This window comes from Clostridium sp. AM33-3, from assembly GCF_003480315.1.
GTDB lineage: Bacteria > Bacillota > Clostridia > Lachnospirales > Lachnospiraceae > Brotaphodocola.
Window position 1 is genome coordinate 41,858 of record NZ_QUIV01000009.1, and the last position, 12,380, is coordinate 54,237.

Consider the following 12,380-nt stretch of genomic DNA (forward strand, 5'->3'; position numbering starts at 1 on the left):
CGAACACTCCTGCTTACCGTTCATTTCCTTATGCGTTCTTGCCACAGCACTTTTTGTACTTCTTGCCGCTTCCGCACGGACACGGATCGTTCGGGAAAACTTTCTTTGCCTTGCGAACGGTTCCGGAAGCCTTCTGCTGCTTGTACAGCTCTTTTCTCTTCTCCTCGCTTAAGATGGAATCCCACTGCGGAAGAGTATACAGCCACTCAGCCTTTGCCTCTACCATGTTGTAGTACAGCTTCTCCGGGTCGATCTCAATCTTAACCTGGGTGTTTTCATCCATGGTCTCGATCGGGTTCTCGTAACCCTTTAAGCTCTCGTTGATGCCATCCAGGAAACCGGTCATGATCAGAACCTCGGTCTGGTATTTGTCAGCCAGCTCTTTTACTGTGCCGGAAACAACCTCTGCAGGGTTGCTTAAGATCTGCTCGTAGATGCCCTTCTCAATGGTAAAATAACCAGTCCAAAGCTGCTCTCTCTGTTTATCATCCAGACCGTTGCCATAGGCAAGGTTTCTCCAGTTTTCTAATAAGGTTGCCATATTGTGTATCCTTCCTTCTTCTATAATCCTGTGCGCATGTTAAGTTCTTCACGTGCATATTCCCGATAAGTATATAACATTTCTCCATATTTTGCAAATCTTTTATACCGTAAATCCGCCATTTCTGTATAAATATTTCGGAATTCCATCCTCCATGGGGCGTTTTGGTTCTCCTTTGATCAGCGGACGGGCATAATCGAGGAATTCCTGACCGACATCACTTCCATGTCCGGTGATCCATTCCAGCGGCACTTTCTTTTCCAGATTGCAAACCTCGTTCACATCCACCAGACGGCATTCCATACGGTAAGGCTCTGTCTGCACGCGTTCAAAAGCCACCATCTTTCCTGTTTCTCCCGCCACAGCAGCCTCCACGCCCTTCTGTCCGGCCTCCGCTGCCTCTTCGATATCTGTTTCCGAAGCCAGCATACCGCTGCAGCGCTGATTCACGTTCAGTTCCACGGAGCGTACCTTCACACCAAAGCGGTGTCGGATAAAGTTCTCCAGAACCTTGCCGCAGCCAGTCAGCATCTTGTGTCCAAAGTTGTCCACCATGGCCTCATCTCCGTACTCACAGATGAACGTTCCGGATGCATCGGAAATACCCTCCGATACACAAACCACTACGCTGTTTTGTTTTTCCAGAGCGGCTCTTAAATCTTTTGCGAACTGCTCAAGTTCAAAATCCGCCTCCGGCAGATAAATGAGCGCCGGATTGTCTCCCTCAAACTTACGGGCCAGCGCACTGGCTGCCGTCAGCCATCCGGCATGGCGTCCCATAAGTTCCACAATAGTGACCGCCTTCTGCTGGTATACCGAAGCATCCAGCGCGATCTCACGCACGGAAGCCGCCACATATTTTGCCGCGCTGCCGTAGCCTGGCGTATGATCCGTCAGGACCAGGTCATTGTCGATAGTCTTCGGAATACCGATAAAGCGAATGTCACTTCCGTGATGGGCTGCGTAGCGGGAAAGCTTGCTGACGGTATCCATGGAATCATTGCCTCCAATGTACAGAAAATAACCAATCTCCATCCGGTGGAATTTGTCAAAAATGGTCTCATAAAAAGCATCCGTCAGGCTTTCCGGAAGCTTATAGCGGCAGGAACCGAGATACGCCGCCGGAGTCAGCTTCAAAAGCTCCAGTTCCGTTTCCGAAAGACTCTCTCCCAGGTCGATCGTATGATCCTGCAGCATTCCCTCAATGCCGTTGACCATTCCATACACATGGTCGATTTCCGGTGATGCAAGTGCCGCTTTCACGACACCGTACAGACTTGCATTGATCACAGCGGTAGGTCCGCCAGACTGTCCAACTAATAGATTTTTCATATCTGTCCTCATTTCTGTCTCTATCTGTAGCTATTTTCTGGTGTTACACATGTTTCCTTATTATACGAAGATTCCTGCCTGAATGCAACCATCCGGTTTCATATTTCATGTATTCTTTATAAGTTTTCACAAAAAATAAGCCCCAGCGCGTTCTCGCGCCGGAGCTTACTAAAAAGGGGAGGATAAGTATTTCTCTTTTCTTTGGTACTACTCCTATTATGTCCTCCCGTTCTTTCTTTATACATTTCAGGAAAATATTTATTCCTTTTCTTCGATGGTCACGCCATCATAAAAATATTTCAGGATTTCTTCATACCCCATACCGGCTTTGGCCATGCCCTGGGCACCGTTCTGGCTCATGCCTACACCATGCCCGTAGCCACCGCCGTAAACACGAAACTGAACCACCCCCTGTTCATCCGTTCCTGTTTCTTCTATAGCGAGGAAACCACTTGGAAGCAGAGACCAGCCGTCCGAGGTTTTTCCATCCATAAGGGTCAGCGTAAGGGAGGCATCTCCCAGTGCGCTGCGGATGGCATTCTGGCCCGATATTGTGGTTTCTCCCTCACTTCCCTTTACAAGAAGTTTCATGGCTACACCGCCCGGCCCGCGCTCTGTCACAGAAACACCGGTTATCTTTCCAACCCCGCCCACATGGGACGCAATGATGGTTCCGTTGGTTTTGAAATTCCAACGATAGAGCGGATAGGAAGCATCATATGCAGGAAAATTCTTTTTTTTGATGAACGAAGCAAAGGCCTCCTCACTGGCAAAGCTTAACCGGCTTCTTGCCGTCTGCAGACTCAGACAGCGCAGATACGGCGTATCTTCCGGATCACTGTCCCAGATAGCTGCGTTGGTGGTAGTACCGCAGGATGTGGAAAAATAATAGGCTGTAATCGGATTCTCGTTATAATAAAGCATTTTTCCATAGGTTTCCTGCACGGCCTGGGCCGTTTTCTCGTCCGGGTCTACGTTATTATAAACCTGAAACTGGGTGCTGTCATCAATCTGCGCGCCATATTCGCTGTAGCTGTTGCTCCTGCTCTGTACAAACGCGTATGTCCTGGCGCAGACTGCCTGAGCTTTCAGGGCTTCCTTTTCGTAGCTGGATGGCATCTCACTGGGAATTACCTTCTTTAAATACGCTTCCAGATCAATCTCATTCACAAGCACCAGACCGTTTTCCGTATCCAGAATTTCCAGACGTCCGCCATAGGACGGAGTTCCCTGCGCCCTGGCCAGACTGTTAACCGTCAGCTCGCTGCCATCCTGCGGCTCCAGGATCAGACGCTCGCTGCAGGTGCCGTCCCCGCTGGTCACAGAAATCACACTTGCCGGATCCAGCATGGTTTCAGAATCTCCCTGAATCTTTTTGATGCTTCCCGAACAGGTGATCTCGATTTTCTCATGATAACGGCTCTCAAAACCATTCCCCATGATCAACACGCGAATCCGGTCTGCAGCATCCTCCCGTTCTTTTATCACCGCACAGATTTTCCCCTTTGCCACGACGAATTCCTGGTTTTCACTTCCCACCAGAATATCCGAAAGCTGCTGCCGTTTTACATCCCCGTAAGTCTTTAATACCTTATATTCCGTATCCAGCGGTACAGTTCCATAGCCTTCCAGTTCAATGGATGCCGCCTGAACAGAAAGGACTTTTCCGCTAATCCGCTCTTTCTTTACGGAAACCTTTGTGATCTTTCCACGGTCCATGGTCAGATCTGCCAGATTCCCGATCAGCTCATCCGTTTTTTTATAATTTTTCCGAAACGGGATCCTGCGCTGAATATCTCCAATATATACCATCAGCCCCTGACTATCCCCATCCAGGATCCACACATTCCGGTACAGGGTATTCTGTCCCTCATCTTTCTGCACATGGATCAGTTCGCCGTCCCGCAGCAATACGGACAGCTCATGATCTACATAGGAATCCAGTGACAGACCATAGAATGTGAGAGTACCCAGGCTGGTGTACGCAGTCCATGCCGGACAGCCCTGAATGTTTTCCGGAGTTCCGTATATACACACGGTTTCCGTATGTACCGCACCCTCCCGGTCTGCTTCCTTTAACAGCGAATCATATAGAAGCCACCAGTCCTCCGCGGGATATGCCTTCTCCCCGTTCCGACGATTTGCCGGGACAAGCCGTTTCAGATTTCCGGACAGCTGCTCCGCGATCCGGGCCGCCTCACGGTAGGTCAGAAATCCTTCTGCATGTTCCCGGTCGGCCGGAGTCTCTGCTTCGTCCAGATAGTCATTTTCATACAGATAATCCAGATAGGGAACATACCATTCTCCTACTTCATCTGCTGCAAAGCGGGATGCCCCATACGTTTTTTCCCAGGCATTTAACTCTTCCGGCGATAAAAGAGCAAGGGCGACTGACTTTGCAGCCGCCGCCCTGGTGATTCCTGATTTTTCCGGTTCACAGATCAGGATCACCAGAATAAGCGTCAGGACGATCACCGGAATTCCGAGAATCCACCGGATCATATTCCATTTTTTCATAAATTCCTCTATTTTTTCATATAAGTCTGTTCTGTCTCATCGATATAATCCAGCCTGTCATATGAATCAAGGCTACCTGACAGTGCTTTTTTTCCAAGCTTCCACGTTGTATACTCTGTCACCAGGCGGTAGATGACCGCAAACGTCGGGACCGCAATGATCATTCCCACAAAGCCCATAAGTCCGCCAAACAGCAGGATGGAAAACAGCACCCAGAAGCTGGAAAGACCGGTCGAATCTCCGAGGATCTTCGGGCCGAGAATGTTTCCGTCAAACTGCTGCAGAAGGAGTATAAAAATCAGGAAATACAGGCACTTCATTGGATCTGACAGCAGAATCAGGAATGCACTCGGGATTGCTCCGATAAACGGGCCGAAAAACGGAATCACATTGGTCACACCTACGATGACACTGACCAGCAACACATACGGCATATTTGCAAAACCAAGCAGCACAAAACAGATCAGGCCGATAATCAGGGAATCCAGCAGTTTTCCAATGATGAATCCGCCAAACACCTGATGCACATACCGGCCTTCCTCGATCACTTTGTTTGCAATCTTTAACGGGAATAGACCGTAAATGATCATTTTGGCCTGAGCCAGCAGTTTCTCTTTCATATTCAGCAGATAGACCATAACGATCAGACCGATAAGAATATCAAACACGGCCCGTACCACCAGTACCACTCCGCTGGATACGCTTCCAATGATCCGGTAAATGTTCGGTACCACTACATTTGTCAGCCAGTTCTGCAGATAATCTGCTGCTGCGCCATAATGCTGCATGACCTGTTGCTCCAGATCCGGATTGTCTGCCAGAACCTTTTCCAGCCAGATTTCCAGATTGTTGATGCTGGCCGGCAGGGTTTCCATAACACCGCGAATGCTGTTGATCAACTGCGGAATCAGCATGGAAATGAGGCCGACCACCACAGCTATCAGCAAAAACAAGCTTGCCAGCGTACCCAAAAAACCTCCCAGCCGTTTCCGGCCTTCTTCCTGTGTAATGATCTTTTCTGTCATTTTCATGACGGCTGCCTGTACCCGGTTATACACAGGATTCAGCAGATAGGCAAAGACAGCGCCGTAAATCACGGGTGCAAGAATATTCGCGATTTTTGCTCCCAGCGCTGCCACCAGAGACCAGCGCATGACCACAAACACTGCCGCGACCAGAAGCAGCAGCACGGTCAGAGCTGTCACACCCCAGTATATGTAGGTGCGGTACTTATCATTCTTCATGTTCATTGATCCTTTCATGGAATATGATTCCCAGAACATGCATGGTTTAATCACAATGGATAACTATGCACACTATTTATAGTTTATCACACCGCAATATAAAGATAAAGTTAATAAATCATAAAATAACACAATAAAAGCAGCGGGTTCTCCGCTGCTCTTTTCTCTTTTGTAATCCCGAATGTGCCGTTCTTACTTATTGACGCCTAGCGAAGCTAGGTGGGCAACCGCACGCTGGTTTCTGCCTTCCACTCGATGGAGGCCTGACATCTGCCGGCAGATATAGGAATCCCTTAGTCAGTAATGTAGGTTCAAAATGGGTAAGGTTGTCGAACACTTCAGGAATTACTTGCTGTCTTGTTTGTTCTGAACTGATTATACAACATGTAGTGTTCTTTTTCAAGTTCCTTTTCGAAACATCCTCGAGTTTCCAGTTCATCTGCACTTTCTTGCTTTTTCCCGCAGATTCTTGTATACTGAAAACCGCATTCATTATATCATTTATCCTATTCCAGATTGGAGCACCATCATGCCAGACCAGACTTTATCCTATTTTCAGAAACAGATTCACCATTGCCAGCTCTGCCCCCGCATGTGCGGCATTGACCGCAGCATTCAGCGAGGTTTCTGCCAGGCTCCGTCCGGTGTAGTGGCTGCCAGGGCCGCACTGCACTACTGGGAAGAACCCTGCATCAGCGGCACCCGGGGAAGCGGCACCGTATTTTTCAGCGGATGTACCCTGCGCTGCTGCTTCTGCCAGAATCACAAGATCAGCCGCGACCTATACGGCAAAACACTGACTGCACGTGAGCTGGCCAATGTCTTTTTGCGCCTTCAGGATCAGGGTGCCAACAACATAAGCCTGGTAACCGCCACCCATTTTCTGCCCTGGATCATCCCGGCACTGGATCTTGTCAAAGACCGGCTGAGCATTCCTGTTGTCTACAACTGCGGCGGTTATGAACGGACGGAAACGATCGAGGCGCTGAAGGATTATGTGGATATCTGGCTTCCGGATCTCAAATACGAAAGCTCTGAACTGTCTGCGCGCTACTCCCAAGCTCCTTTCTATTTTCAGGCTGCCGCGAAAGCAATTGCGCAGATGATCCGCCAGACCGGGAACCCGCACCTCAAAAAGATACCCGGAGAAGCAGCCCCGGTCATGGACCGCGGAGTCATCATCCGGCATCTGGTTCTTCCCGGCAGTAAGGATGACTCCATCCGGCTGATGCACTGGATCGCAGAGCAGCTGCCAAAGGACAGCTTTTATATCAGCCTCATGAGCCAGTATACCCCCTATGAACAGAATCCGCAGTTTCCGGAACTGAACCGCCGCATCACCAGCTACGAATACCAGAAGGTTGTGGATACTGCCCTGGATCTTGGACTCACACAGGGATTTATGCAGAAAAAAAGCAGCGCCAGAGAAGAATATACACCGGCCTTTGATCTGGAAGGCCTGTAATATCCTGCGTAGCTGCGCTGCCGGACACGTTGTTTCAGACATGATTTAAGCGGATACCAAAGGTTTACATCTTTGATATCCGCTTTTAATTCACTTCGTCCACTGGACTGTACCTCACTTTTTCGGTTTATACGTTCCCTTATTCAGTTTTTGTTTTCTCTGACCTTCTGACTGTTTCTTATCTGATGTTTGTTTCTTATTTTCTTCCTGTCCGATTCTGAAATCTATCACCCTAACTGCACTTTCTCGTCATACAGCTAAAACAATTCTTTTCAGTTTTTAACAGGTTTCTCAAATGAAGTTTGTCAGGTTTCGTTCTGGTCTGTTGGAAAACTTTTAAATACTGCTAAACTATTTCGGTGGTCCGTACCTCCTTTTCTTAGATTTTTGAAATCCGTTTCGTTTCCGGATTTCTGATCTGGAGTTTTCTGCTCCTTTTTGTTTCTCTTTCTTTGTTGTCTTTATAATAGCAGATTGTTTCTGATATGTCAATATGTTTTTGCAATTTTTTATTAGTTTTATCTATTTGTTTTGATTATTTTGTGTATTATTTTTAATTTGTTTGATTATTTTAAATTATTAATACACTGCTGCTTCCTGCACCATCAGCGTGGGATAACCGGCTGCCCGCAAGGTCTTTTCCATCCAGGCTGCATTATCCAGTTTTAAGTAAGCCCCCACCCGTACCTTATACAGGCCATCCTGGTAGACAAGAAATGCCGGATAACCGGCTGCCTGAAGCTGGCTGAGAAGTCCCTGCGCCAGATCCTTATCCGCGTATGCCCCAACCTGGATCTGATAATACTCCGGCTGCCCCTCTGGACTTCGCAGTGTATTCAGGATCCCGTCAGCGATGGCCCGGGCCGTGTGCTCAAAATGCGCATCAAACCGCTGGTTATCTTCCGGATTGTCCAGAAAACCAACCTCCACCAGAACTGCAGGCATTTCTGTTTTTCGCAGGACAATGAGTCCGGGCCGTTCTGTGGTCCCCAGGTCATTCCACCCCGCCTGCCCAAGCTCAGCATTGATGTTTGAAGCCAATTGCTCTGCCTCCCCGCCACGCGAAAAGATCAGGCTTTCTGTGCCGGAGGCAGTTCCCGGAACCGGCATGGCATTCCGGTGGAAAGAAACAAAATAATCTGCCTCCCAGTTATTCGCCATCTGTGCTTTCTGAAGTGGACTCTGGTACACATCCTGCACCCTGGTATAGCCCACATCTACACCATCCTCACTCAAAATCTGTCCGACTGCCAGCGCCATCCGCAGATTATCATTTTTTTCCTGTCTTCCCTGGTAAACCGCACCCGGATCTGTAGTCCCGCCATGACCGGCGTCCAAAATCACTTTCTTTGTCTCTGCCAAAATAAAAAACTTCCTTTTCCTACTGTTCTCTTAATACAATATGAAAAGGAAGTTTCTCTGGTGTCGCAATGCAGCACGGTTCCCGCCTGCAGCTTTTTCCGGAAGCTTTTCAGGCTACTCTTCTACGTCCACCCCGCGCGGGCCAACATGAGTGGAAAATACAATCTGGGTACTGGTCTTGCCAAATTTCTGCAGCTGACCAATGAAAATATCCAGCTCCATGGTACTCTGGAAGGCTACTTTCAGCAGCATTGAATAGTCTCCGGTCACACAGTTGCACTCAAGTACATTGGGAATGCTTTCCGCATATGCATAAAACTTCGGCTTATCCTCCGGTGTCACATCCAAATTGATAAAGGCAATGATATGATATCCAAGCCTAATGGGATCTACCTGGGCATGATAGCCTGCGATCACGCCATCCTTCTCCAATTTCTCAATGCGGGCTGACACAGCCGGAGAAGAAAGAAAGGTATTCTCTGCCATGGTCTTTAATGAAATGCGCGCATTATCCTGCAAAAGCTTTAATATTTTTCTGTCGATGTCATCCATAATTCTATATCTCCTCTCCATATGAAAAAGAATGTGCTTTGGCACATTCTCGCGCCGAGGCGCGGTTGCTTCGGCAACCATCTACCTCTGCGCCGAGTGCGCTTCCTCGCGGAGCATTTTTATATGATAGGACGCAATTTCCTATCATATGAAAAAGGCGCCCGAACCCTCTGTTCGAACGCCTTTGCTCTTAACACTTAATCTTGTAATGTATCATACCCTTTTCTAATCTGCTTGTCAATAAAAAAATTTAAGAAAGAAAGCTCTTACGCTTCAGCCAATTACAAACAGCAAAACACACCCGGCCAGAAATCCCCAGAAGCCCGGTGTTTTCAGAAGGATCACTGCGATCGGTTTCTCCTGATAAACCCAGCCGGAAAACCATGGAATCTTTCGGTAATGGGAGGCAAGAATGATCACTGCGATCACCATGCTGATATAGGCAAAGATATTGATACAGCCATATCCGATCAGAGCAAGGATATTTCCACTATCCATTCCATGAGACATCATAATCGGCAGTACTCCGCCCATCAGGTTGATCAGCATATGCAGCATGATGTTATAGCGGATTCTTCCGGTGCTGCTGTAGAGCCATGCAAAAACCATACCCAGAAGCAGCGCATAAAAAAACTGATAAAAATTTCCGTGAAACAGTGCAAAAAACAGACCGGAAAGGATTACGGCAGTCTTCTGTCCGTATGGTACGAGACGGTCGATCAGATATTTTCGAAACACAAGCTCTTCCATCACGGGCGCGATCAGCACCGTTGTCAGAAAGATCATACCCATATCCATCTGCTCAATCGCTTCTGCTACCGGATTCCCATACGCTGTTCCTCTGAGGATTCCCACTGCCTCCATAAAAAGGCCGCCGATCATATTTCCAAGATAGGTAAGGCCATAGCAAAAAACCAGCATGCCCAGAAACTGACCTAACCGTATTTTCTTTTTCTCCTTCATTTCGCAGGACGGAATCCGTCCCATCAGCCAGGCAAACAACGGAAAAGCGACACCGTACATAGCAAATTCTGACACCAGAAGAGCCGCACGCGTAAGCGCACGGCTCTCTCCAAAGATCAGAATAAGCGGCTTAAGTAGCGCGCCAAGAAGAAGCGGCGCTGCGGTAGAAACCGCCAGGAATGTGGTATACGCCCAGCATATCCTGGATATCTGTCTTCTGGTTTCCATAGGATTATACGTCCAGCGTGTCGATCTTGGCTGCTCTGGCCTCGACTTCCTTCTTCTGGATGTCGCCAGGAGCCTGCTCATAGCGGCTGAACTCGTACTCATATAAGCCGATACCGCCGGTCATGGAGCGAAGATCCGTATTATAGCCAAACAGTTCAGACATCGGGATGTCAGCTTCGATCACCTGTTTGCCGTGGTGATCGGAGTTCATACCAAGAACACGTCCTCTTCTGCGGTTTAAGTCACCCATAACGTCACCGGTAAATTTATCCGGAACTGTTACTTTCAGGGAAGCGATCGGCTCTAAGAGAACCGGATTTGCCTCCATAAAGCCCTTCTTAAAGGCCATCATGGCAGCAGTCTTGAAGGCCATCTCGGAGGAATCCACCGGATGATAGGAACCATCCACAAGGGTGGCCTTGACACCGACTACCGGATATGCAGCCAACGGACCCTTTACGCAGCTTTCTGCCACACCTTTTTCGACTGCCGGGAAGTAGTTCTTCGGAACAGCACCGCCGAACACCTTCTCCTCGAATACATATGGATGCTCCAGATCTCCAGATGGTTCAAAGATCATCTTAACATCGCCGTACTGACCATGGCCGCCTGACTGTTTCTTATATTTGCCCTGAACCTCAACTTTCTTTCTTAAGGTTTCGCGGAATGCAAATTTCGGCTTGCTGAGCTCGATCTCCACTTTGTAACGGCCAAGGAGCTTGCTGACTACCACCTCTAACTGCTGGTCACCGATGCCGTATAACAGAAGCTGACGGTTTTCTTTGTCATTTACAGATTTTAAGGTTAAATCCTCTTCCATCAGTTTTGCCAGTGCGCTGGAAACCTTATCCTCATCACCCTTGGTTACGGTCTTATAGCGCATATAAGTATACGGAGTAGAGGTCTGCGGTTTGTGGTATACGATCGGTGCGGAACGCAGGGCAATGGTATCACCGGTCTGGGTTACACCGAGCTTTGCTACAGCACCGATATCGCCTGCGCGCAGCTCCGGAACCTCAATGGTATCCTTACCGCGCAGCAGATACAGCTTACCAACTTTCTCCTCCGTGTCCTTGTTGACATTGTAGATGGTGCTGTCCGGTTTTAAGATACCGGTGCAGACCTTCATAAGAGAGTATTTGCCGATAAATGGATCTACGATGGTCTTGAATACTCTTGCGGATAAGGAAACCTGGTCGTTGTATTTGGCAGTGAAGCGCTCACCGGTGGAGACGTCAACACCGATACACTCAAACTTGTCCGGAGTCGGAAGGTAACGGTCAATGACCTGTAAAAGGGTCTTGAAGCCCTGGCAGTTTGCGCCGGAACCCATCAGGACCGGAACGATGGAGCCATCTATAACATGTTCCCGCAGAGCGCCCTGGATTTCTTCCAGTGTAAACTCCTCGCCGGAGAAATAGCGCTCCATGTACTCCTCACTGGTCTCTGCCACTGCCTCTAAAAGGGCGTCTCTGGCAATGCCAAGGTTTTTCTGGGAGTAGTCAGGAATCTCGCATTCTTCGTAATCACTCAGATTAGTGAAACGTCTGCCGGCCATCTTGACAACGTTTACATATCCGACAAACTTTTCATTTTCACGGATCGGGAGCTGGAACGGAGCAATACATCTGCCGAACCGTCTCTCTAATTTCAGTACAAGCTCTCTAAAGCTTGCGTGGTCGTCGTCCATGTTGGTGACAAAAATGATGCGCGGCAATTTGAGCTTATCGCACAGCTCCCATGCCTTTTCCGTGCCGACCTCGATGCCTGCCTTGCAGTTTACAACGATGATCGCCGCATCAGCCACACTGACTGCTTCTTCTACTTCACCGACAAAGTCAAAATAACCCGGGGTATCCAGGATGTTGATCTTCATCATGCCTTCATCGCCCTGATACTCGATCGGGATCAGTGACGTGGAGATGGAAAACTGACGTTTGATTTCTTCCTTGTCATAGTCGCTGATGGTGTTACCGTCAACAACCTTGCCCATGCGCTTGGTGACTCCGGTTACCAGGGCAAGCGCTTCTGCAACCGTCGTCTTGCCGGCCCCGCCATGACCAAGTAAAACGACGTTTCGGATCTGTTTCGTACCATAAACGTTCATATAATTCCCTCCTGTACATCAAATTTAGTCTATAATGATATTCTACTAAAAAAGTTCGAAAATTTCAAG

9 protein-coding genes and 1 other RNA gene are annotated in these 12,380 nt (G+C 48.5%); 1 reads left to right on the top strand and 9 read right to left on the bottom strand.

The features are described 5' to 3' along the window. Positions 1 to 28: 28 nt before the first annotated feature. The 5 genes from DW819_RS07075 to ssrS all read right to left on the bottom strand — a co-directional run bounded on the left by DW819_RS07075 (position 29) and on the right by ssrS (position 5,982). Entirely contained in the window at positions 29 to 541 is a 513-nt protein-coding gene (locus DW819_RS07075) for an SEC-C metal-binding domain-containing protein (RefSeq protein WP_118732703.1), read from the bottom strand. A 102-nt stretch (positions 542 to 643) separates the two neighbouring features. Then, positions 644 to 1,873 (bottom strand): 6-phosphofructokinase, encoded by a 1,230-nt coding sequence (locus DW819_RS07080; protein ID WP_118732704.1) that lies wholly within the window; start codon positions 1,871 to 1,873, stop codon positions 644 to 646. A 258-nt stretch (positions 1,874 to 2,131) separates the two neighbouring features. Then, positions 2,132 to 4,390 carry a SpoIID/LytB domain-containing protein gene (locus tag DW819_RS07085; protein ID WP_118732705.1) on the bottom strand — a complete coding sequence of 753 codons (2,259 nt, stop codon included), beginning with the start codon at positions 4,388 to 4,390 and terminating at the stop codon, positions 2,132 to 2,134. A gap of 8 nt (positions 4,391 to 4,398) precedes the next feature. Next, positions 4,399 to 5,652: an AI-2E family transporter gene (locus DW819_RS07090; protein WP_347560183.1), complete on the bottom strand. Its 1,254-nt coding sequence runs from the start codon at positions 5,650 to 5,652 to the stop codon at positions 4,399 to 4,401. A 152-nt stretch (positions 5,653 to 5,804) separates the two neighbouring features. Then, positions 5,805 to 5,982, bottom strand: a non-coding RNA gene (gene ssrS, locus DW819_RS07095) — 6S RNA. A gap of 181 nt (positions 5,983 to 6,163) precedes the next feature. On the opposite strand from ssrS, the gene DW819_RS07100 reads away from it, so the two are divergent. After that, positions 6,164 to 7,099: a radical SAM protein gene (locus DW819_RS07100; RefSeq protein WP_118732706.1), complete on the top strand. Its 936-nt coding sequence runs from the start codon at positions 6,164 to 6,166 to the stop codon at positions 7,097 to 7,099. 579 nt (positions 7,100 to 7,678) lie between these two features. On the opposite strand, the gene DW819_RS07105 is transcribed toward DW819_RS07100, so the two are convergent. The 4 genes from DW819_RS07105 to DW819_RS07120 form a co-directional block, all read right to left on the bottom strand. Further along, on the bottom strand, positions 7,679 to 8,461 hold the full coding sequence (locus tag DW819_RS07105) for an N-acetylmuramoyl-L-alanine amidase (protein WP_118732707.1): 783 nt from the start codon (positions 8,459 to 8,461) through the stop codon (positions 7,679 to 7,681). A gap of 114 nt (positions 8,462 to 8,575) precedes the next feature. Continuing rightward, positions 8,576 to 9,013, bottom strand: coding sequence for an Lrp/AsnC family transcriptional regulator (locus tag DW819_RS07110; protein ID WP_118732708.1), 438 nt, complete (start codon positions 9,011 to 9,013; stop codon positions 8,576 to 8,578). A 273-nt stretch (positions 9,014 to 9,286) separates the two neighbouring features. Beyond that, the gene (locus tag DW819_RS07115) at positions 9,287 to 10,204 is read right to left on the bottom strand and encodes a CPBP family intramembrane glutamic endopeptidase (RefSeq protein ID WP_182432585.1); all 918 of its coding nucleotides are present in this window, start codon (positions 10,202 to 10,204) and stop codon (positions 9,287 to 9,289) included. A 4-nt stretch (positions 10,205 to 10,208) separates the two neighbouring features. Continuing rightward, a complete protein-coding gene (locus DW819_RS07120) occupies positions 10,209 to 12,311 on the bottom strand; it encodes an elongation factor G (RefSeq protein WP_118732710.1) in 2,103 nt (700 codons plus the stop codon). Positions 12,312 to 12,380 lie beyond the last annotated feature (69 nt).